The sequence below is a fragment of the Pseudomonas sp. FW305-7 genome (assembly GCF_058786735.1).
This window is the reverse complement of the sequence record NZ_JBYSZA010000002.1, coordinates 105,825-126,963: the sequence shown is the minus strand read 5'-3', so window position 1 is coordinate 126,963 and position 21,139 is coordinate 105,825. Positions and strand designations below refer to the sequence as shown.

The 21,139-nt window shown below is 59.5% G+C and carries 19 protein-coding genes; 6 read left to right on the top strand and 13 right to left on the bottom strand.

Going from position 1 to position 21,139, the window contains the following annotated elements; translation table 11 throughout:
* The 6 genes from AC3WMT_RS03645 to AC3WMT_RS03620 are packed head-to-tail and all read left to right on the top strand — an operon-like array spanning position 1 to position 7,124.
* Entirely contained in the window at positions 1–1,443 is a 1,443-nt protein-coding gene (locus tag AC3WMT_RS03645; protein ID WP_103302828.1) for a mannose-1-phosphate guanylyltransferase/mannose-6-phosphate isomerase, read from the top strand.
* A complete protein-coding gene (locus AC3WMT_RS03640) occupies positions 1,444–2,241 on the top strand; it encodes an ABC transporter permease (RefSeq protein WP_103302830.1) in 798 nt (265 codons plus the stop codon).
* Entirely contained in the window at positions 2,241–3,506 is a 1,266-nt protein-coding gene (locus tag AC3WMT_RS03635; RefSeq protein WP_103302833.1) for an ABC transporter ATP-binding protein, read from the top strand. Before AC3WMT_RS03640 ends, AC3WMT_RS03635 begins: the two co-directional genes overlap by 1 nt.
* On the top strand, positions 3,503–4,879 hold the full coding sequence (locus AC3WMT_RS03630; protein WP_103302835.1) for a glycosyltransferase family 4 protein: 1,377 nt from the start codon (positions 3,503–3,505) through the stop codon (positions 4,877–4,879). The genes AC3WMT_RS03635 and AC3WMT_RS03630 overlap by 4 nt, the downstream gene beginning before the upstream one ends.
* Positions 4,863–5,993, top strand: a complete 1,131-nt coding sequence (locus tag AC3WMT_RS03625; RefSeq protein ID WP_103302837.1) for a glycosyltransferase family 4 protein — start codon at positions 4,863–4,865, stop codon at positions 5,991–5,993. The genes AC3WMT_RS03630 and AC3WMT_RS03625 overlap by 17 nt, the downstream gene beginning before the upstream one ends.
* The gene (locus tag AC3WMT_RS03620; protein ID WP_103302838.1) at positions 5,994–7,124 is read left to right on the top strand and encodes a glycosyltransferase family 4 protein; all 1,131 of its coding nucleotides are present in this window, start codon (positions 5,994–5,996) and stop codon (positions 7,122–7,124) included.
* 140 nt (positions 7,125–7,264) lie between these two features.
* Here the strand turns inward: AC3WMT_RS03620 and AC3WMT_RS03615 are convergent, their stop codons facing one another.
* The 13 genes from AC3WMT_RS03615 to atpE all read right to left on the bottom strand — a co-directional run bounded on the left by AC3WMT_RS03615 (position 7,265) and on the right by atpE (position 21,079).
* Positions 7,265–9,295 (bottom strand): 2Fe-2S iron-sulfur cluster-binding protein, encoded by a 2,031-nt coding sequence (locus AC3WMT_RS03615; RefSeq protein ID WP_103302840.1) that lies wholly within the window; start codon positions 9,293–9,295, stop codon positions 7,265–7,267.
* A 45-nt stretch (positions 9,296–9,340) separates the two neighbouring features.
* Positions 9,341–9,967: a glutathione S-transferase family protein gene (locus AC3WMT_RS03610; protein ID WP_103302842.1), complete on the bottom strand. Its 627-nt coding sequence runs from the start codon at positions 9,965–9,967 to the stop codon at positions 9,341–9,343.
* A gap of 105 nt (positions 9,968–10,072) precedes the next feature.
* Positions 10,073–10,999, bottom strand: coding sequence for a LysR family transcriptional regulator (locus tag AC3WMT_RS03605; protein ID WP_103302844.1), 927 nt, complete (start codon positions 10,997–10,999; stop codon positions 10,073–10,075).
* Between the two features lie 75 nt (positions 11,000–11,074).
* The gene (gene glmS, locus AC3WMT_RS03600; RefSeq protein WP_103302846.1) at positions 11,075–12,907 is read right to left on the bottom strand and encodes a glutamine--fructose-6-phosphate transaminase (isomerizing); all 1,833 of its coding nucleotides are present in this window, start codon (positions 12,905–12,907) and stop codon (positions 11,075–11,077) included.
* 2 nt (positions 12,908–12,909) lie between these two features.
* A complete protein-coding gene (locus tag AC3WMT_RS03595) occupies positions 12,910–13,686 on the bottom strand; it encodes a DeoR/GlpR family DNA-binding transcription regulator (RefSeq protein ID WP_103302848.1) in 777 nt (258 codons plus the stop codon).
* A 216-nt stretch (positions 13,687–13,902) separates the two neighbouring features.
* Complete coding sequence (gene glmU, locus AC3WMT_RS03590; RefSeq protein ID WP_103302849.1) at positions 13,903–15,270, bottom strand: bifunctional UDP-N-acetylglucosamine diphosphorylase/glucosamine-1-phosphate N-acetyltransferase GlmU; 1,368 nt, start codon at positions 15,268–15,270, stop codon at positions 13,903–13,905.
* 117 nt (positions 15,271–15,387) lie between these two features.
* Positions 15,388–15,813: a F0F1 ATP synthase subunit epsilon gene (locus tag AC3WMT_RS03585; protein WP_007954164.1), complete on the bottom strand. Its 426-nt coding sequence runs from the start codon at positions 15,811–15,813 to the stop codon at positions 15,388–15,390.
* A gap of 45 nt (positions 15,814–15,858) precedes the next feature.
* Positions 15,859–17,238, bottom strand: a complete 1,380-nt coding sequence (gene atpD / locus AC3WMT_RS03580; RefSeq protein WP_007911961.1) for a F0F1 ATP synthase subunit beta — start codon at positions 17,236–17,238, stop codon at positions 15,859–15,861.
* 27 nt (positions 17,239–17,265) lie between these two features.
* Positions 17,266–18,126 carry a F0F1 ATP synthase subunit gamma gene (atpG, locus tag AC3WMT_RS03575; protein WP_007911960.1) on the bottom strand — a complete coding sequence of 287 codons (861 nt, stop codon included), beginning with the start codon at positions 18,124–18,126 and terminating at the stop codon, positions 17,266–17,268.
* 50 nt (positions 18,127–18,176) lie between these two features.
* Positions 18,177–19,721, bottom strand: coding sequence for a F0F1 ATP synthase subunit alpha (gene atpA, locus AC3WMT_RS03570; RefSeq protein WP_103302851.1), 1,545 nt, complete (start codon positions 19,719–19,721; stop codon positions 18,177–18,179).
* A 21-nt stretch (positions 19,722–19,742) separates the two neighbouring features.
* Positions 19,743–20,279, bottom strand: a complete 537-nt coding sequence (locus AC3WMT_RS03565; protein ID WP_007911956.1) for a F0F1 ATP synthase subunit delta — start codon at positions 20,277–20,279, stop codon at positions 19,743–19,745.
* Between the two features lie 12 nt (positions 20,280–20,291).
* Positions 20,292–20,762 carry a F0F1 ATP synthase subunit B gene (locus AC3WMT_RS03560; protein WP_003229781.1) on the bottom strand — a complete coding sequence of 157 codons (471 nt, stop codon included), beginning with the start codon at positions 20,760–20,762 and terminating at the stop codon, positions 20,292–20,294.
* A gap of 59 nt (positions 20,763–20,821) precedes the next feature.
* Positions 20,822–21,079, bottom strand: coding sequence for a F0F1 ATP synthase subunit C (gene atpE / locus AC3WMT_RS03555; protein ID WP_003097235.1), 258 nt, complete (start codon positions 21,077–21,079; stop codon positions 20,822–20,824).
* Positions 21,080–21,139: the final 60 nt, after the last annotated feature.

Genomic DNA, 21,139 nt, shown 5'->3' with positions numbered 1-21,139 from the left:
ATGCTGATCCCCGTGATTCTGTCCGGCGGTGCCGGCACCCGTTTGTGGCCGGTGTCCCGCGAGGGCCATCCCAAGCCGTTCATGACCCTGCCCGACGGCCAGTCGCTGCTGGGCAAGACCTATCAGCGTGCCGCCGCATTGCTGGACGGCTGGGGCGACATCGTCACGGTGACCAACCGCGAGTATTACTTCCAGAGCAAGGATCACTATTGCGCTGCCCACGTATCGCGCCATCGCGGGCACTTCCTGCTGGAGCCGACCGGGCGCAACACCGCCCCGGCCATCGCCGCCGCCGCGCTGTCGCTGCAAGCGCTGCACGGCGACGACGCGATCATGGTGGTGATGCCGGCCGACCATTTGATCGTTAATCAGAACGCACTGAAAACAGCGGTCGAGCACGCCGTCAATCTGGCGAAGGACGGTTATCTGGTGACGTTCGGCGTGCTGCCGACCGCCCCGGAAACCGGCTTCGGCTATATCGAGACCGGTGCGCCACTGGACGCCAAAGGCGCAGCGAAAGTGCAGCGCTTTGTGGAAAAACCCGACCTGGACACCGCCACACACTATCTGGAGAGCGGTAACTTCCTGTGGAACTCGGGGATGTTCTGCTTCACCACCGCCACCGTGATCGCCGAACTGCAATTGCATGCACCTGAGTTGCTGGAACAGACCCGCGCGTGCATGGCCGCCAGCGCTCCGGTGGAAACCGTCGGCTGCCTGCAACAGGAACTGTCGCCGGCGCTGTTCGCCGAGATCACTGACATCTCCATCGACTACGCGCTGATGGAGCGTTCGGAAAAAGTCGTGGTAGTGCCCGCCGGTTTCGACTGGAGCGATATCGGCTCATGGGGCGCGGTGGCCGCGCTGGTGCCGGCGGATGCCGACAACAACCGCGCCAGCGGTGAAGCGATTTTCATCGACAGCCACGACAACTTCGTCCAGAGCGAAGGCCGCCTGGTCGCCGCTGTCGGTGTCGATAACCTGATTATCGTCGACACCGCCGACGCCGTGCTGGTGGCCCACGCCGACCGCGCACAGGATGTGCGGCGGGTGGCCAAACAGCTCAAGGACAAATCCCACGAAGCCTATCGCCTGCATCGTACGGTCAGCCGTCCGTGGGGCACCTACACCGTGCTGGAGGAAGGCCCGCGCTTCAAGATCAAGCGCATCGTGGTCAAGCCCGGCGGCAAGTTGTCCCTGCAGATGCACCATCACCGCAACGAACACTGGGTGGTGGTCGAAGGCATGGCCAAGGTCACCAACAACGGCGCCGGCACGCATCTGGTGGCCAAGAACGAATCGACGTTCATTGCCGCCGGACACCGGCATCGCCTGGAAAACCCCGGCGTCATCGATCTGGTGATCATCGAAGTGCAGAGCGGCGAATACCTGGGTGAAGACGACATCGTGCGCTTCGAAGACGATTACGGCAGGACGGCCTGAATGCTGCTTTCCTTGTACCGCTCGCTGCGCAGCTACCGTGGATTCATCCTCGGTAGCGTCAAGCGGGAGTTTCAGGCGCGTTATCGCAATTCGCTGTTCGGCGCGCTGTGGACCGTGCTCAATCCGTTGTCGATGATCGTCGTGTACACGGTGATCTTTTCCCAGATCATGCGTGCACGCCTGCCAGGTGTGGATGACGGTCTGGCCTACAGCGTGTACCTGTGTGCGGGCCTGCTGACCTGGGGGCTGTTTGCGGAAATCACCTCGCGCAGCCAGAGCATGTTTCTGGAAAACGCCAACCTGCTGAAGAAAATCAGCTTCCCGCGTATCTGCCTGCCGGTGATTGCGTTGTTCAATGCCGGGATCAACTTCGCGATCATCCTCGCGCTGTTTTTCGGTTTTCTACTGATCAGCGGGCGTATGCCCGGCATGGCGTTGCTGGCGCTGATACCACTGCTGATCGTGCAAGTGATCTTTGCCGCCGGACTGGGGATGATCCTCGGCATCCTCAACGTGTTCTTCCGCGATGTCGGGCAGATGTTCGGTATCTGCCTGCAATTCTGGTTCTGGCTGACACCGATCGTGTACCCGCTGTCGATTCTGCCGCCAGGCATCCAGCACCTGATCAGCCTCAACCCGATGACGGCGCTGATGACCAGTTACCAGAACGTGTTCCTCTATAACCAGTGGCCGAACTGGCCGTCGCTGGTGCCGCTGCTGATCATCGGCCTGCTGTTCTGCGCCATGGCGCTGCGCCTGTTCCGCCAACGTATCGGTGAAATGGTGGACGAACTCTGATGGGGAACATACGTGTCAGTGGCCTGGCCAAGGCCTACAAGCAGTACCCCAATCGCTGGAGCCGCCTGCTCGAATGGATGGTGCCGTTTTCCCGGCCCAGGCATCACTTGCACTGGGTCTTGCAGGACATCGATTTCGAGATTCAAGCGGGCGAAGCCGTGGGCATCGTCGGCGTCAACGGCGCGGGCAAAAGCACGTTGCTGAAGATGATCACCGGCACCACCCAACCGACTCGCGGCCAGATTCAACTGCAAGGTCGAGTCGCTGCCCTGCTGGAACTGGGCATGGGCTTTCATCCTGACTTTACCGGTCGCCAGAACGCGTTCATGGCCGGCCAGTTATTGGGCATGCAGGTAGAAGAGATCGAGGCGCTGATGCCGCAGATCGAAAGTTTTGCCGAGATCGGCGAGGCTATTGATCAGCCGGTGCGCACCTATTCCAGTGGCATGCAGATGCGCCTGGCGTTCAGTGTCGCCACCGCGCGCCGCCCGGATATCCTGATCGTCGACGAAGCGTTGTCGGTGGGCGACGCCTATTTCCAGCACAAAAGCTTCGAACGCATCCGCAGCTTCCGCAAGGCCGGGACCACCCTGCTGATCGTCTCCCACGACCGCTCGGCCATCCAGTCGATCTGCGACACCGCGATCCTGCTGGAAAACGGGCGTCTGGCGATGCGCGGCAAACCCGAAGAAGTCATGGACTACTACAACGCCATGCTCGCCCAGCGCGAAGGCCAGATCGTGCGTCAGGAGATGCTGGCCAATGGGCAGGTGCAAACCATTTCCGGCACCGGGGAAGCGGGGATCGTCAGTGTCCGCCTGCTCGATGCCCAGGGCCGCAGCCTCGAAGTCGCGGAGGTCGGCCAGCCTGTGGTGCTGGAAGTACAGACCGAAGTGCGCAAAGACATCGAACGGCTGATTCTCGGCTTCATGATCAAGGATCGTCTGGGTCAGGCGATTTACGGCATCAACACCCATCGCCTCGATAAACCGGTCATCGATCTGAGTGCCGGCGAGCGCGTGACCTTCCGCTTCGCTTTTGACATGCGCCTGGGCAAGGGCAGTTATTCGGTCGCACTGAGCCTGTCGCGTCTGGATTCGCATCTGGATCGCAACTTCGAATGGCGCGACTTCGGTTTGATCTTCCACGTCATCAACAACCGTCAGGAAGACTTTGTCGGTTGCGCCTGGCTGCAAGCGCAAACTGAAATCAGCCGTTCCGGGGGACACCTCGCGCCCCTGCCCGACAGAGAGATCTCGAAATGACGCGACTGTTGGTGGAATGCACTTACGTCTTTGAACACCCCAGCGCCAATTCGGGTATCCAGCGTGTGGTGCGCAACGTCATCCAGCAACTGCCCGCAGCCGACGAGCACCTTGAATGTATTCCGGTGGTGATGATCGACGGTGGCCTGTATCAGGTTAAGAGTCTGGCCCCGCTGAAATCGCTGAAGCTCGATCTGATCGGTCTGCGGGTGAAACTCGAACAGTGGGCCAATGCCTTCTGGTTGCGCCACCGAGCCCTGGAGCGGCGGCGCCCGTTCACTCAGTCGCACTTCGCTCGTCGCGTGTTGTACGTCGGTTGCCGGCTCACCGCCTTCGCCTGTTTCAGCCTGCCGATGCGCTTGCTCGGACGAGCACTCAAGGGCAAACAGATCCCCGAACGCTGCGTGCCGTTGCAGCATCGGGCCGGTGATCAACTGGTGCTGCTCGACTCGTCCTGGCACGCCAACTTTTTCCCTTTGGCCGAGCAACTCAAGCGTGAAGGGGTCGGTATCGTTTCGGTGATCTACGACTTGATCCCGCTGACCCATCCGCAGTTCTGCGATGCCGGGCTGGTCAAGGTATTCAACCACTGGTTCGACTGGATCGCCCGCACGGCCGATGGCTACGTGGCGATCTCGACCACTATCCGCGATCAGGTGCGCGAGGAAATGCTGCGGCGCATCGGCCCGCAACAGGTCGCGCAACGCTGGTTCGATCACTTCCACCTCGGTTCAGAGCTGGATCTGAGCGACCCCGACGCCGAGGTCGATCGCGGCTTGTTACGTCTGTTCAAAACGGCGGATCCGGTATTCCTCATGGTCAGCACCATCGAGCCGCGCAAGAATCATGCTTATCTGCTGGATGCGTTCGAGCGCGCCTGGGCTGCGGGGTCGAAAGCGCGGTTATGCATCGTCGGCAAGATCGGCTGGAAGTGCGAGGCGTTGATCGAGCGCATCCGCCAGCATCCCGAATTGAACCGGCGCTTGTTCATGTACAACTCGCTGTCGGACAGAAGCCTCGAACACGCTTACTCCCACGCGACGGCGCTGGTGTTCCCGTCCCACGTCGAAGGTTTCGGCCTGCCGCTGGTGGAAGCGATGCAGCGCGGCTTGCCGGCGATGGGCAGTGACATTCCGGTGTTCCGCGAAATCGGCGGCGACTACATGGCCTACTTCGATTTGGCCAACCCGCAGAGCCTGACCGATCTGGTCACCGGCATGGAGCGCAGCGAGGTATTTCCTGCCCCTCTCAGCCTGGACCAATGGCGCTGGTTGAGCTGGCGCGAAGCGAGTGCGCAGCTGGTCGAGCGCATCGAGCGCAATGTGAACCCCGCAGCGGTCGGCCCGCAGAGTCAGCATGCGCATTGCTCTTAACGCGCGGATTCTCCAGGCGCCGCGCACTGGCATCGGCCACTACGTCGCTGAGCTGGTCAACGCCCTGCACAACGAACCTGATGTTGAAGTAAATCTGTTTCACGGCTGGGGCTGGAGTTCGGCGTTGCCAGAAGCGGCCATGCCCGGTTATTCGCGTTTGACGCCACTGCTGCGGCAGATTCCCGGGGCTTACCAGGCACGCCGTTGGCTGGAACAGAAACGCTTCGATCAGGGCCGCGCGCGGGGCATCGATCTGTATCACGAGCCGAGCCTGTGGCCACTGGCCTTTGACGGCCCGACCGTGATCACCCTGCACGATCTGACCCACCTGCATTTTCCCGAGACTCAGCCACCGGCACGGCTCAAGGAAATCGAGCGGCGATTGGCCGTCGGGGTACAGCAGGCGCGTCTGATCCTGACGGACTCGCAGGCGATTGCCGACGAAGCTCAAGCACATTTCGGGCTGCCCGCCGAGCGCTTCGTCGTGGCGCCATTGGGTGTCGCCGAACGGTTTCGTCCGCGCAAAACCCACACCATCGATGAGGTGCTCAAGGCCCACGCAGTGACGGCGCGGGAATATTTCCTGTGTGTCGGTACGCTGGAGCCGCGCAAGAACCTGAGTCTGGCTTTGCGCGCCCATGCCTTGCTGCCGGAAGCCGTGCGCGAGCGCTTTCCGTTGCTGATCGTCGGCATGGCCGGTTGGCAGCGTGAGCAGTTCAGTGAACCGTTGCGCCAGGCACTGGCCAGCGGCCATGTGTGCCTGCTCGGTTATCTGCCCGACGAGCATGTGGCGCAATTGCTCGCTGGCGCCCGGGCACTGATTTTTCCTTCGCTGTACGAAGGCTTCGGCCTGCCGGTACTGGAGGCGATGGCCAGCGGCACACCGGTAGTGACCACACGCTCTTCGGCCATGCCGGAAGTGGCGGGGGCCGCTGGCAACTATATTGACGCTGACGATGCGCACGGCTTGCGCGATGTGATGACTCGCCTGATCGACGATCAGACGCACTGGCAGGCATGCCGCGAAGCCGGATTGCAGCAGGCACGATTTTTTTCCTGGAAGCGTTGTGCACAGGCCACGGCCGGTGCCTACCGACAGGCCATGGGAGGTTGAATGCGCGTTCTTCATTTTTTCAAGACGTACCTGCCTGATTCGGTCGGCGGCATCGAACAAGTGATCTTCCAACTGTGCGAAAGCGGCGCCCAGCACGGCATCGACGGTCAGGTGCTGACCCTCAGCGCCGACCCGACGCCCGCCGTCGTGCAACTGGGGCAACACGAAGTGCACCGGGCGAAACTCGACATCCAGTTCGCCTCCACCGGATTTTCCTGGAGCGTGTTCAAACAGTTTCGCGAGTTGGCCGCTGCAGCCGATGTGGTCAATTACCACTTCCCTTGGCCGTTCATGGATCTGGTGCATTTCGCCAGTGGCATGAACAAGCCAAGCGTGGTGACCTACCACTCCGACATCATTCGCCAGAAACACCTGCTCAAACTCTATCGGCCGCTGATGAATCGCTTTCTCGCCAGCGCCGACCGCATCGTCGCCGCCTCACCCAATTACCTGCACACCAGCGATGTATTGCAGCAATTCCAGAACAAGACCCGGGTCATTCCCTACGGCTTGAACAAATCAGGTTATCCACAGGCGGACACCGAGCGGATGAACCGCTGGCGCCAGCAGCTTGGGGATAAGTTTTTCCTGTTTGTCGGGGTGATGCGCTACTACAAAGGCCTGCACATCCTGCTCGATGCACTGAAGGATGTTGATTACCCGGTGGTCATCGTCGGCGCCGGTCCGCTTGAACGGGAACTGCATGCCCAGGCTTCGGCGTTGGGGCTGCGCAATATTCATTTCCTCGGACGTTTGGGCGATGAAGACAAAGTGGCGCTGCTGCAACTGAGCTACGCCATTGTGTTCCCGTCCCACCTGCGTTCCGAAGCGTTCGGTATCTCCCTGCTTGAAGGCGCGATGTACGGCAAACCGATGATCTCCAGCGAAATCGGCACCGGAACCAGCTACATCAATATCCACAACGAAACCGGGCTGGTGGTGCCACCGAGTAATCCACAAGCGTTCCGCGAAGCCATGCGCACCTTGTGGGAAAACCCGCTGCGCGCGGCAGAGATGGGGGTAAAGGCCGAGGCGCGCTATCGGCAGTTATTCACAGCCGATGAAATGGGCCGCAAGTGGACGGAGCTGTACCAGGAATTGCTGGAGGAAAAATCCCTCTCCTACGCCTGACCCCTGTCCACCACTGTCCGTGTGGGAGCAGGCTTGCCCGCGATTGCAGTATGTCGGCCGAGATAGATGTTGGATTTACCGACGCCATCGCGGGCAAGCCCGCTCCCACAGGGTTTTGGTGCCGAATGGAGATCGGCAGTTTATAGGTCCAGCACCAGCGTTTGGTCGCTTTGGGCTGGCACCGCACAGCAAATCAGCACATGCCCGGCTTCCGGCACCTCGGCCGGCACCTGTGGATAGTTCACCGCACCGCTGACCAGACGGGTCTTGCAGGTTCCGCAGGAACCACCCCGGCAACTGAACTCCGGGCGCAAGCCGCGACTTTCCGCCAACTCCAGCAGACTGCCGCCGTCCGGTTGCCAACGCGCCTCTTTCGCCGAGCGTTCGAAAACCACCGGCACAGACGTGGTGGCAGCGGGCGGCTGCTCGAGCACATTGGCGTCAGGATCGAGTCGACGCTTGAGGGTCGACGGGCCAAAAGTTTCCGCGTGGATCTGCCGATCGCTGACGTCCAGCTCGCGCAAGCTGTCGTAAAGCCCTTGGGTAAAACCGCCGGGGCCGCAGAGGACGAAATCGATCTGATCGTAATCCTCAACCTCCAGCAGATTTCTCAACAGGTCAGCGTCGATGCGCCCCTGCAGATCAAAATCCTCGCCTTGGTGTGCATCCACTTCCGGCTGACTCAGAAGACGCAAGACCCGCACGGCATCACCCGCCTCTTCCAGCAAACGATCCAGCTCTTGGCGAAACGGCTGCTCGGCGAGGCTGCGTGAACTCTGAACCAGCCACGTCGGACGAATCCGCCGAGTGCGCAGGCCTTGATACACCACCTCGCGCAACATCGACAGCAACGGTGTGATGCCGACCCCGGCGGCCAGCAGCACCAACGGCCGACGCTCCAGTGGCGCCACGGTGAAATGCCCCTGCGGCGCTCGTGCTTCGAGGACATCGCCGACACGAATCTGCTCATGCAAGTGCGTGGAAATCCGCCCTTCGCGCTTCACGCTGATGCGGTAAAAACCGTCCGACGGCGCACTCGACAGGCTGTAGGTGCGAATGTGTACCTCGCCATCGAGGGTGAAACGCAGGGGCAAGTGCTGGCCAGCCTGAAACACCGGTAAACCAGCACCGTCGTCCGGCTCCAGATAGATCGAACGGATGTGGCGACTTTCCATGTCGATCTTCGCCACCCGCAGCGGCCGCCAGCGATTGCCCAACGCCTGTGCCTGCAAACGCGCATCGGCCTCGGCCCAGTTACCGGTCAACAGACTGGTCGGCGACATGCCGTCGAAACGCCAGCGCAAGGCCAGTGCTGCCGGGCGGCGCACCAGTTTTTCCACCTCGAATGTCCACAACCGTTCCGCGCCCTGAAACGCCTCGATCTGCGGCCCTTCCAGAATAATCTCGGTACGCCCGCTGAGTTGCAGCAGATCGCCTGTGGAAAAGTCGATGAACAGCAGGCCGGCCTTGGGGTTGAGCAGCAGATTGCCGAGGGTGTTGAAGTGCAGGTTGCCGGCAAAATCCGGAATGGTCAGACGATTGCCCTCCACCCGGACAAAACCGGGCTGACCGCCCCGATGGGAAACATCCACCGAACGCTGGCCTTCGACATCCACGTAACTGGCTACGAAGAACGTGTCGGCGCCTGCAATCAGGGCTGTGGCCGCGTCGTCGAGCCTGTCGAGATGCTGAGATGGACGCGTCTGCGGATCGCTGAGCGGTACCCGCTGAAACTGCCGAAGCTGAATGTACTGCGGACAGTTGCCGAACGCCTGATCGACGCTCAGGGTGAAACCGCCGCCATTCAAATCGCCGACATGCCCGTTGAGGCGATTGCGCCGACGGGTGTGCAGTTCGATGCCGAGCAGACCGATAGGCTCGCCGTTGCGCAACAGCGCCGGATCATCGGCGGCGGGGAGCGTGGCGAAGTGCAAATGCTCAGGGTCCGGTGAATGGGCAAACCCCGGCGCACCTTCGAGCACGCTGGCCCACGGACGACCTTCAGCATCGACTGCGCCGTAGAGCATGAACGGCAATTGCTGATAGAACTCGCGGTGCTGGTCCGGCATCCAGGTGCGAATCACCTTACGACCGAATTCCTCCATGCGTTCCGCAACGCCGACATGTGCTTGCAGTTGTTGCTCGCCAGCGTGCCACGGTGAACGTTCCATCACGACCTCTCCCCTGCGCCGTCGGCACAGTGTGGATTGCGGGAATCAGACTGCGGTTTGCAAACCCGCGACGGTGCGCGGCATGCCGACAAAATTCGGCAGGGCTTCAACCCGGGCAAGCCAGGCACGCACGTTCGCGTAGTCATCCAGCGAAACGTTGCCCTCCGGCGCGTGGGCGATGTAACTGTAGGCGGAAACGTCGGCGATGGTCGGTTCGTCGCCGGCCAGATACCGGGTTGTGCTTAACTCGGCGTCCATCACCTTGAGCAGGTTGTGCGCACGAGTGATCGCCTCTTGCGCGTTCAGTTGTGCACCAAACACCGTGACCAATCGCGCAGCGGCGGGCCCGAAAGCGATCGGTCCGGCGGCGGCCGACAACCAGCGCTGTACCCGTGCGGCACCGACCGGATCAGTTGGCAGCCAACGACCGTGGCCATATTTCTGCGCCAGATACACCAGAATCGCGTTGGAGTCGGCGAGCACCACGCCATTGTCATCAATGGCTGGCACCTGGCCGAAACTGTTGATTGCGAGGTAAGCGGGTTGTTTGTGCTCGCCTTTGGCCAGATCGACGAGGATCAGCTCGGTCGGCAGTTGCAGCAGGGACAACATCAGCTCGACACGGTGGGCGTGGCCGGAACGTGGAAAGTTGTAGAGTTTGATCGCTTGCATGGTCGACTCCGCTGAACAGGGGCGCCGCTGCGGGGATGAGAGCGCCAATGAGGGCCATCTTCCTCTGTTCGCCAAAACAGCAGAATCACCATCAAGCGCAATCAATTATTTCAGTGGGTGCAATAACGAAGCATTTTTCAAAGCAGGATGTTCGCGCAACGCGTTGACCGTGAAATCGACAAAGCTGCGGATTCGCGCCGGGGCCTTGCGCCCGCCCTGATAGACGACATGAATCGGCAACGGCGGCAGTTCGAATTCTGCGAGGACGATTTCCAGCTCACCGGCAGCCACCTGACTCGCCACTTGATAGGACAACACCCGGGTCAAACCCAAGCCCATGCAAGCAGCCGTGATCGCAGCCTGATTGGCGGTCACGATCAAACGCGGTTCAGGACGCACACCGAGCGGCTCGCCACCGTCGAGAAACGGCCAACTGCGTTGTTGACCAATCGCCGAAGTCGCCACCACTGGCGCTCCCGCCAACGAGAGGGGATGAACCGGCCGACCACGCTCGGCAAAGTATTTCGGCGAGCCGCAAATGACCCGGCGCACCTCACCCACACGAATCGCGTGCTGATTGCTGTCCGGCAGATCACCGATGCGCACCGCGACATCGATGCCCTCCTCGACCATGTTGACGATCCGATCCACCAGTACGGCGTTGATCGTGACATCCGGATACTGCGCGAGATAATTCGCCATCACCGGCGTCACAAACAAATCACCGAACAACACCGGCGCCGTGACCGTCAATTGCCCCCGCGGCTCGGCATGACTGCCCGCCGCCGAATCCTCGGCCTCCTGCACCTCGGCAAGAATTCGGCGACAGTCTTCCAGATAACGCTGACCGGCTTCGGTGAGGTGCACGCTGCGCGTGGTCCGCACCAGCAAATGCGTGCCGATCCGCTGCTCCAGCGCCGCCACCGCCCGAGTGACACTGGCCGCCGACAAACCGAGGCGCCGCGCTGCTGCGGAGAAACCTTGCTCCTGAGCAACGGCGGCGAAGATTTGCATTTCCTGGAAGCGGTCCATGGAGGCCCTCGAGTCAGATACAAAAATCGCAGCCGAAGCTGCGATTATTTTGTGCGTCGATCAACTGTGGATAACTTATTCCACCGTCACCGACTTCGCCAGGTTACGCGGCTGATCCACATCCGTCCCTTTGAGCACCGCAACGTAGTACGACAGCAGTTGCAGCGGGATTGTGTAGAGAATCGGCGAGAGGATGTCGTGGATGTGCGGCATCTGCACGACGTGGGTGCCTTCGCCGTTGGTCATCCCGGCTTTCTCGTCGGCGAATACGATCAGTTCACCGCCACGGGCACGGACTTCCTGCAGGTTGGATTTGAGCTTCTCCAGCAGTTCGTTGTTCGGCGCCACCGTAACCACCGGCATGTCGTTATCCACAAGTGCCAGCGGGCCGTGTTTCAGCTCACCGGCCGGATAGGCTTCGGCGTGGATATAGGAGATTTCCTTGAGCTTCAAGGCACCTTCCATGGCCACCGGGAATTGCGCGCCACGGCCGAGGAACAGGGTGTGGTTTTTCTCGGCGAACAACTCGGCGATTTTTTCCACAGTGCTGTCCATGGCCAGCGCTTCGCCGAGGCGGGTTGGCAGGCGACGCAGTTCTTCGACCAGAGTGGCTTCGACGCCTTTGGCCAAGGTACCGCGCACTTGTCCGAGCGACAGGGTCAGCAGCAGCAAACCGACCAATTGCGTGGTGAAGGCTTTGGTCGAGGCTACACCGATTTCGCGGCCGGCCTGGGTCAACAGGGTCAGGTCGGATTCACGCACCAGCGAGCTGATGCCGACGTTGCAGATCGCCAGACTGGCGAGGAAGCCCAACTCCTTGGCGTTGCGCAGCGCTGCCAGGGTATCGGCAGTTTCACCAGACTGCGAGATGGTCACGAACAGGGTGTCCGGCTGTACTACCACTTTGCGGTAGCGGAACTCGCTGGCAACTTCGACCTGGCACGGGATGCCGGCCAGTTCTTCCAGCCAGTAACGAGCGACCATGCCGGCGTGGTAGCTGGTGCCACAGGCAACGATCTGGACGTTGCGCACTTTGGCGAACAGCTCGGCCGCTTGTGGGCCGAATGCCTGAACCAGCACTTGATCGTTACTCAGGCGACCTTCAAGGGTGCGTTGCACCACCGCTGGCTGCTCATGGATTTCCTTGAGCATGTAGTGGCGGAACTCACCTTTGTCGGCCGCTTCGGCACCATCGGTGTACTGCACGGTCTGGCGCTCGACGGCGTTGCCGTCGATATCCCAGATCTGCACGTTATCGCGGCGAATTTCGGCGATATCGCCTTCTTCGAGGTACATGAAACGGTCAGTTACCTGACGCAGGGCCAGTTGGTCGGAGGCGAGGAAGTTTTCACCCAGACCCAGACCGATCACCAGTGGGCTGCCACTGCGCGCAGCCACTAGTCGATCAGGCTGCGCGGCATTGATCACCGCCAGACCGTAAGCGCCATGCAGTTCCTTGACGGTTGCCTTAAGGGCAACGGTCAGGTCTGGCTGGTCTTTGAGTTTGTGGCTGAGCAAGTGCGCGATGACTTCGGTATCGGTGTCCGAGGTGAACACGTAACCCAGGGCTTTCAGCTGTTCACGCAGGGCTTCATGGTTTTCGATGATGCCGTTGTGCACCACCGCGATATCGCCGGAGAAATGCGGGTGGGCGTTGCGCTCGCAGGGTGCGCCGTGGGTGGCCCAACGGGTGTGGGCAATACCGAGACGGCCGACCAGCGGGTGCTCGGCCAACGCGTTTTCCAATTCACTGACTTTGCCCGGGCGGCGCATGCGCTCGAGGGTTTCGTCGTTGGTGTAGACCGCCACACCGGCGCTGTCATAGCCGCGGTACTCAAGGCGCTTGAGGCCTTCGAGCAGGATGGCGGTGATATTACGTTCAGCAACTGCGCCGACAATTCCACACATGCTTATTTCTCCTGACTGACAGCCGCGCAAATCACGGTGATACCGCGGGCCTGAATCTGATCGCGCGCTTCTAGAGACAGGCGATCATCGGTAATTAGGGTATGGACGCTGCTCCATGGCAGCTCCAGGTTGGGAATCTTGCGACCGATCTTGTCGGCCTCGACCATGACGATGACTTCACGCGCCACTTCAGCCATGACCCGGCTCAGGCCGAGCAATTCGTTGAACGTGGTGGTACCGCGCAACAGGTCGATGCCATCGGCGCCGATAAACAATTGATCGAAGTCGTAAGAGCGTAGTACTTGCTCGGCGACCTGGCCCTGAAAGGATTCCGAATGCGGATCCCAGGTGCCACCGGTCATCAACAGCACCGGCTCGTGCTCGAGTTCGCTCAAGGCGTTGGCGACGTGCAGGGAGTTGGTCATCACCACCAGACCCGGCTGCTGGCCGAGCTCGGGGATCATCGCGGCGGTGGTGCTGCCGCTGTCGATGATGATGCGCGCGTGCTCACGGATGCGCTTCACCGCTGCGCGAGCGATTGCTTGTTTGTATTTGGAAACGGTCTGGGCGGTTTCGGCGACCAGTTCCTGAGGCATGGTGATCGCCCCGCCGTAACGGCGCAGCAGCAGTCCATGACTCTCAAGCGCGGCGAGATCCTTGCGAATCGTAACTTCGGAGGTTTCGAAACGCTTGGCCAATTCATCCACACTGACTTCGCCCTGCTCGTTGAGCAAGGCGAGAATGTTGTGGCGGCGCTGAGGTGTATTACGTTTCGACATGGCGGCTTAAGTTTCGATTCGAAAGATAACGGAAGCAATCAAAACCTATCAGCAATAAATCGTCAAGCGGATGCTGGAAAAATATTCTGTGGATAAAAGCATCGCGGGCAAGCCCGCTCCCACATGGATTCGCTGTGCATTGAAGACCTTTGCTTCAACGCGAGTCCTGTGGGAGCGGGTTTGCCCGCGATAGCCATCGAACGGTCTGTGTATAACTCAGTTCTTTTTGATCTTCTCCGGCCGTTTCCAGCCATCGATGTTCTTCTGCCGCGCACGACCGACGGCCAATTGCGCGTTATCCACATTCTGCGTAATGGTCGATCCGGCAGCAGTGGTTGCACCGTCAGAGATATCCACAGGGGCTACCAACGAGTTATTGGAGCCAATGAACACGTCCGCTCCCAACACGGTTTTCCACTTGTTGGCGCCATCGTAGTTGCAAGTGATGGTGCCGGCGCCAATGTTGGTACGTGCACCAATTTCGGCATCGCCCAAATAGGTCAGGTGACCAGCCTTCGCGCCCTCGCCCATGTGGGCGTTTTTCAGTTCAACAAAGTTACCCACATGGGCGCGCGCTTCCAGCACGGTGCCCGGACGCAGGCGAGCGAACGGACCGGCATCACTGCCCTCACCCAGCACCGCGCCTTCGATATGAGAGTTGGCCTTGATCACCACGCCTTTGCGCAGGGTGCTGTCCTTGATCACGCAGTTCGGGCCGATCACCACGTCGTCTTCAATGACTACGTTGCCTTCGAGGATCACGTTGATATCGATCAGCACATCGCGACCAACAGTTACTTCACCCCGTACATCGAAACGCGCCGGGTCACGCAGGGTCACGCCCTGCGCCATCAGACGACGGCCAGCACGCAACTGGTAATGCCGCTCCAGTTCCGATAGCTGTTTGCGGTCGTTGGCGCCCTGCACCTCCATCGGATCGTGCGGCTGTTCAGTGGCCACGACCAGACCATCGCTGACCGCCATCTCGATCACGTCGGTCAGGTAATACTCGCCCTGGGCATTGTTGTTCGACAAGCGGCTCATCCAGTCGGCCAGGCGATTGGCCGGCACGGCGAGGATGCCGGTGTTGCCTTCGGTGATTGCGCGCTGTGCTTCGCTGGCGTCTTTGTGCTCGACGATAGCCGCGACCTTGCCGTCGGCATCCCGCACGATTCGGCCATAGCCGGTCGGATCATCCAGCTCGACCGTCAGCAGGCCCATCTGGCCCGGGACGACATGCTTGAGCAAACGTTGCAGGGTTTCGACTTCGATCAACGGTACGTCACCGTAAAGGATCAGCACGGTGTCTGCGGTAATGAACGGCACCGCCTGGGCGGTCGCGTGACCGGTGCCCAATTGCTTGTCCTGCAGGACGAAATTCAGATCGTCTGCGGCCAGACGCTCACGCACCACATCGGCACCGTGGCCAATGACCACGTGGATGCGTTGTGGATCAAGTTGCCGGGCGCTGTGGATAACATGGCCCAACATGGAATTACCGGCAATCGGATGCAGAACCTTCGGAAGCGCCGAACGCATGCGAGTGCCTTGGCCGGCCGCGAGAATTACGATTTCGAGAGACATGACTGGCTACCAATCCTGGGTGGTCAGCAACTGCGACCGGGGTTGTAAATTCGGAAAAGAAAAAAGGGTAGCCGAGGCTACCCTTTTTTATCAATCGCACAACAAGTGGCTGACGGATTAACCGCCAAACTTCTTGCGGATCTGCTGGACGGTGCGCAGCTGAGCTGCAGCCTCGGCCAGACGTGCGGACGCAGCTCCGTAATCGAAATCTGCGCTCTTCTCATGCAGAGCAGCCTCGGCAGCCTTGAGAGCTGCTTGGGCCTGAGCTTCATCCAGGTCGGCGGCACGTTGCACGGTATCGGCAAGCACCTTGACCATGTTCGGCTGAACCTCGAGGAAACCACCGGAGATGTAGAACACCTCGGCTTCCCCGCCTTGCTTGATCAGGCGGATCGGACCTGGCTTCAGATTAGTGATCAGCGGCGCGTGACCCAGAGCGATACCAAGATCACCCAGTGCACCGTGCGCAATCACCATCTCGACCAGGCCGGAAAAGATTTCCCCTTCCGCGCTGACGATATCGCAATGGACTGTCATAGCCATCTGATTGCCTCAACCTAAATTAGCGCCCGTTGCCGGGCGCCGGGATTACAGTTTCTTGGCTTTCTCGATCGCTTCTTCGATGCCGCCAACCATGTAGAACGCTTGTTCTGGCAGGTGGTCGTAGTCACCGTTGAGGATGCCTTTGAAGCCAGCAATGGTGTCTTTCAGGGAAACGTATTTACCCGAAGCACCGGTGAAGACTTCAGCCACGAAGAACGGCTGCGACAAGAAGCGCTGGATCTTACGAGCACGGTTTACCAACTGCTTGTCGGCTTCCGACAGCTCGTCCATACCCAGGATCGCGATGATGTCCTTCAGCTCTTTGTAACGTTGCAGAACGTACTGAACGCCGCGAGCGGTGTCGTAGTGGTCCTGGCCGATTACGTTCGGATCCAGCTGGCGCGAGGTCGAATCCAGTGGATCTACCGCCGGGTAGATACCCAGGGAAGCGATGTCACGGGACAGAACGACGGTGGCGTCCAAGTGGGCGAAGGTGGTCGCTGGCGACGGGTCGGTCAAGTCATCCGCAGGTACGTATACCGCCTGGATCGAGGTGATCGAACCTTCCTTGGTCGAAGTGATACGTTCTTGCAGAACGCCCATCTCTTCAGCCAGGGTCGGCTGGTAACCTACTGCCGAAGGCATACGGCCCAGCAGTGCGGATACTTCAGTACCGGCCAGGGTGTAACGATAGATGTTGTCGACAAACAGCAGAACGTCGTTACCTTCGTCACGGAACTTCTCGGCCATGGTCAGGCCGGTCAGAGCTACGCGCAGACGGTTACCCGGCGGCTCGTTCATCTGACCGTAAACCAGTGCCACTTTGTCCAGAACGTTGGAGTCCTTCATCTCGTGGTAGAAGTCGTTACCCTCACGAGTACGCTCACCCACACCGGCGAACACGGAATAACCGCTGTGCTCGATGGCGATGTTACGGATCAGTTCCATCATGTTTACGGTTTTGCCTACACCGGCACCACCGAACAGACCGACTTTACCGCCTTTGGCAAACGGGCAAACCAGGTCGATAACCTTGATGCCGGTTTCCAGCAGGTCGTTGCCGCCCGCCTGTTCAGCGAACGAAGGCGCTGGACGGTGAATGCCCCAACGCTCTTCGGTGTCGATCGGACCAGCTTCGTCGATCGGGTTACCGAGGACGTCCATGATCCGGCCCAGGGTCGCTTTACCGACCGGTACGGAGATGGCTGCGCCGGAATCGGTAACTTCCAGACCGCGCTTCAAGCCCTCGGTGGAACCCATCGCAATGGTGCGAACCACGCCGTCGCCCAGCTGTTGCTGAACTTCCAGAGTGGTTTCGGCCGCGCTCACTACTTTCAGCGCGTTGTAGATGCTCGGTACGCTGTCGCGTGGAAATTCCACGTCGATAACGGCGCCGATGATTTGAACGATACGTCCGCTACTCATAGCTGGATCCTCTGAATATTTGAACCGTTAAACCGCGGCAGCGCCGCCGACGATTTCCGAGATCTCTTGGGTGATCGCAGCCTGACGCGCCTTGTTGTAGATCAGCTGCAAATCGCTGATCAAATCACCGGCGTTGTCGGTAGCGTTCTTCATCGCGATCATCCGCGCAGCTTGTTCAGCCGCGTTGTTCTCGACCACCGCCTGGTAGACCTGCGACTCGACGTAACGGACCATCAAGCCGTCAAGCAGCTCTTTGGCATCCGGTTCGTAGAGATAGTCCCAGTGGTGCTTGAGATCCTGATCCGGGGTCGCCACCAGTGGAATCAACTGCTCCACGGTAGGCTGTTGCGTCATGGTGTTGATGAACTTGTTGGACACCACGGACAGGCGATCAATACGGCCGTCCAGGTAGGCATCCAGCATCACCTTGACGCTGCCGATCAGATCATTGATCGACGGCTCTTCACCCAGGTGGCTGATAGCTGCAACGACGTTACCGCCGAAGTTGCGGAAAAAGGCCGCACCCTTGCTACCAACGACACACAGATCAATCTCGACGCCGTTTTCGCGGTTTACCGCCATGTCCTTGACCAGGGCCTTGAACAGGTTGGTGTTCAAGCCGCCGCACAAACCACGGTCACTGCTCACGACGACATAACCGACGCGCTTGATTTCGCGGTCGATCATGAACGGGTGGCGGTATTCCGGGTTGGCGTTGGCCAGATGCCCAATTACCTGGCGGATACGCTCCGCATAAGGACGGCTAGCAGCCATGCGCATTTGTGCCTTGCGCATTTTGCTGACCGCCACTTTTTCCATGGCGCTGGTAATCTTTTGCGTGCTTTTGATGCTCGCAATCTTACTGCGAATCTCTTTTGCGCCTGCCATGTAACACCTATCAGGTTAGCAAGCGGGAGCCTCGCGGCTCCCGCTGCGGCTTACCAGGTTTGGGTGGCCTTGAACTTCTCGATACCGGCTTTCATGCCAGCGTCGATTTCGTCATTGAAGTCACCTTTAACGTTGATCTTGGCCATCAAATCGGCGTGATCGCGGTTGAAGAAAGCAATCAGCGCTTGTTCGAAGCTGCCGATCTTGGCGATTTCAATGTCAGTCAGGAACCCACGCTCAGCGGCATACAGCGACAGCGCCATGTCAGCGATCGACATTGGTGCGTATTGCTTCTGCTTCATCAGCTCGGTAACGCGCTGACCATGCTCAAGTTGCTTACGGGTCGCTTCGTCCAGGTCAGAAGCGAACTGGGCGAATGCCGCCAGTTCACGGTACTGAGCCAGAGCGGTACGGATACCACCGGACAGCTTCTTGATGATCTTGGTCTGAGCGGCACCACCCACACGGGATACCGAAACACCGGCGTTCACTGCTGGGCGGATGCCCGAGTTGAACATGGCCGATTCCAGGAAGATCTGACCGTCAGTGATGGAAATCACGTTGGTCGGAACGAACGCGGAAACGTCGCCAGCCTGGGTTTCGATGATCGGCAGTGCGGTCAGGGAACCGGTTTTGCCGGTCACTGCGCCGTTGGTGAACTTCTCTACGTATTCTTCCGAAACGCGGGATGCGCGCTCCAGCAGACGGGAGTGGAGATAGAACACGTCGCCTGGGTAAGCTTCACGGCCTGGTGGACGGCGCAGCAGCAGGGAAATCTGGCGGTAAGCCACTGCTTGCTTGGACAGATCGTCATAAACGATCAGCGCGTCTTCACCGCGGTCGCGGAAGAATTCACCCATGGTGCAACCGGAGTACGGTGCCAGGAATTGCAGCGCAGGAGATTCCGAAGCACTGGCAGCCACGATGATCGTGTTGGCCAGGGCGCCGTTTTCTTCCAGCTTGCGAACCACGTTGGCGATGGTCGATTGCTTCTGACCGATCGCTACGTAGACGCAGAAAATGCCGCTGTCTTTCTGGTTGATGATCGCGTCGATCGCCAGAGCGGTTTTACCGATCTGACGGTCACCGATGATCAGCTCACGCTGGCCACGGCCGACAGGGATCATGGCATCGACAGCCTTGTAGCCAGTCTGTACAGGCTGGTCTACCGACTTACGCCAGATCACGCCCGGAGCAACTTTCTCGACCGCGTCGGTCTCGGTGTTGCCCAGTGGACCTTTGCCGTCAACAGGGTTACCCAGTGCGTCGACTACGCGACCCAGCAGTTCCTTACCAACAGGAACTTCGAGGATGCGGCCGGTGCACTTGGCGCTCATGCCTTCAGCCAGAGACTGGTAGGAGCCCAATACAACGGCACCTACGGAGTCTTGCTCCAGGTTGAGGGCCATACCGTAGACGCCGCCCGGAAACTCGATCATCTCGCCGTACATGACGTCGGCCAGACCGTGAATCCGCACGATGCCGTCAGATACGCTGACGACAGTGCCTTCGTTACGGGCTTGGGAGGTCACATCGAGCTTGTCGATGCGGCCCTTGATAATTTCACTTATTTCGGAAGGATTGAGTTGCTGCATTGCTCTGCTGCCCCTTCAAACTCAAGATTTCAATGCTTCGGCAAGTTTCGCGATTTTTCCGCGAATCGAGCCATCGATAACCAGGTCGCCGGCGCGGATCACGACACCACCAATCAAGGCAGCGTCCTCCGCAACTTGCAGGCGCACTTCCCGGTTGAGTCGTGCACTGAGAACCTTGGCGAGTTTGTCTTGCTGTTCTTGGTTCAATGCAAATGCACTGGTTACTTCAACGTCTACCGATTTCTCTTGCTCGGCCTTGTACAGGTCGAACAGAGCGGCGATCTCCGGCAGAAGCGGGAGACGGTCGTTTTCGGCAACGACGTTGATGAAGTTCTGTGCCTTTGCATCAAACTTGTCGCCGCACACGTCAATGAACGTGGCGGCCTTTTCTGCGCTCGTCAGTCGCGGGGCCTTGAGCACGCGCTGCATGGTGTCGTCTTGCGACACCGCTGCTGCCAGGCCGAGCATGGCTGACCAATTGGCCAGTTGCTGGTGGGCCTGAGCGTGCTCGAAGGCCGCCTTAGCGTAAGGTCGGGCCAACGTGGTCAGTTCTGCCATGATCGCCCTCGCTTAGATTTCAGCAGCCAGTTGGTTAACCAGCTCTGCGTGCGCGTTTTGATCGATTGTGGCACCCAGGATCTTCTCGGCGCCGCCGACAGCCAGCAAGCCCACTTGGGCACGCAGCTTGTCTTTGACGCTGTTCAGTTCCTGTTCGATCTCGGCTTGAGCCTGAACCTTCACACGGTCAGCATCGACACGGGCCTTTTCAACGGCCTCTTCGACAATCTGGTTACCGCGTTTCTTGGCTTGCTCGATGATTTCAGCTGCCTGAGCTTTCGCTTCGCGCAGTTGCTGACCCGCTTTTTCTTGGGCCAACTCCAGGTCGCGAGCTGCACGGCTGGCAGCGTCCAGACCATCAGCGATCTTCTTTTGACGTTCGTGCAGAGCAGCGATGACCGGAGGCCATACATACTTCATGCAGAACAGTACAAAAATCAGGAACGCAACGGACTGGCCAATCAGGGTCGCATTAATGTTCACGCCAACACCTCGCAGTTACGTTGTCCATCACATCAAATTACTCGGAAGAATCCGGGTAATTAGCCAGCGATCTGACCAACGAACGGGTTCGCAAAGGTGAAGAACAGAGCGATACCAACACCGATCATGGTTACGGCGTCGAGCAGACCGGCAACGATGAACATTTTAACTTGCAGCATTGGAACCATTTCTGGCTGACGCGCTGCGCCTTCCAGGAACTTGCCGCCCAGCAGGCCGAAACCAATTGCGGTACCCAGTGCGCCCAGGCCGATCAACAGTGCAACAGCGATAGCGGTTAGACCAACTACAGTTTCCATCTTTCCTCCCGACTTTTACGTCGTATGGTTTAGGTTTTTTAGATTAAAGCGGTAAAACAA

Bases quoted from the DNA above. Each gene is read 5' to 3' on its own strand.
- AC3WMT_RS03565 (WP_007911956.1), bottom strand. From the start codon at position 20,279: ATGGCAGAACTGACCACGTTGGCCCGACCTTACGCTAAGGCGGCCTTC.
- AC3WMT_RS03595 (WP_103302848.1), bottom strand. From the start codon at position 13,686: ATGTCGAAACGTAATACACCTCAGCGCCGCCACAACATTCTCGCCTTG.
- AC3WMT_RS03625 (WP_103302837.1), top strand. From the start codon at position 4,863: ATGCGCATTGCTCTTAACGCGCGGATTCTCCAGGCGCCGCGCACTGGC.
- AC3WMT_RS03645 (WP_103302828.1), top strand. From the start codon at position 1: ATGCTGATCCCCGTGATTCTGTCCGGCGGTGCCGGCACCCGTTTGTGG.
- AC3WMT_RS03605 (WP_103302844.1), bottom strand. From the start codon at position 10,999: ATGGACCGCTTCCAGGAAATGCAAATCTTCGCCGCCGTTGCTCAGGAG.
- AC3WMT_RS03635 (WP_103302833.1), top strand. From the start codon at position 2,241: ATGGGGAACATACGTGTCAGTGGCCTGGCCAAGGCCTACAAGCAGTAC.
- atpG (WP_007911960.1), bottom strand. From the start codon at position 18,126: ATGGCAGGCGCAAAAGAGATTCGCAGTAAGATTGCGAGCATCAAAAGC.
- AC3WMT_RS03630 (WP_103302835.1), top strand. From the start codon at position 3,503: ATGACGCGACTGTTGGTGGAATGCACTTACGTCTTTGAACACCCCAGC.
- atpE (WP_003097235.1), bottom strand. From the start codon at position 21,079: ATGGAAACTGTAGTTGGTCTAACCGCTATCGCTGTTGCACTGTTGATC.
- atpD (WP_007911961.1), bottom strand. From the start codon at position 17,238: ATGAGTAGCGGACGTATCGTTCAAATCATCGGCGCCGTTATCGACGTG.
- glmU (WP_103302849.1), bottom strand. From the start codon at position 15,270: ATGTCTCTCGAAATCGTAATTCTCGCGGCCGGCCAAGGCACTCGCATG.
- AC3WMT_RS03585 (WP_007954164.1), bottom strand. From the start codon at position 15,813: ATGGCTATGACAGTCCATTGCGATATCGTCAGCGCGGAAGGGGAAATC.
- glmS (WP_103302846.1), bottom strand. From the start codon at position 12,907: ATGTGTGGAATTGTCGGCGCAGTTGCTGAACGTAATATCACCGCCATC.
- AC3WMT_RS03620 (WP_103302838.1), top strand. From the start codon at position 5,994: ATGCGCGTTCTTCATTTTTTCAAGACGTACCTGCCTGATTCGGTCGGC.
- AC3WMT_RS03615 (WP_103302840.1), bottom strand. From the start codon at position 9,295: ATGGAACGTTCACCGTGGCACGCTGGCGAGCAACAACTGCAAGCACAT.
- AC3WMT_RS03610 (WP_103302842.1), bottom strand. From the start codon at position 9,967: ATGCAAGCGATCAAACTCTACAACTTTCCACGTTCCGGCCACGCCCAC.
- AC3WMT_RS03640 (WP_103302830.1), top strand. From the start codon at position 1,444: ATGCTGCTTTCCTTGTACCGCTCGCTGCGCAGCTACCGTGGATTCATC.
- atpA (WP_103302851.1), bottom strand. From the start codon at position 19,721: ATGCAGCAACTCAATCCTTCCGAAATAAGTGAAATTATCAAGGGCCGC.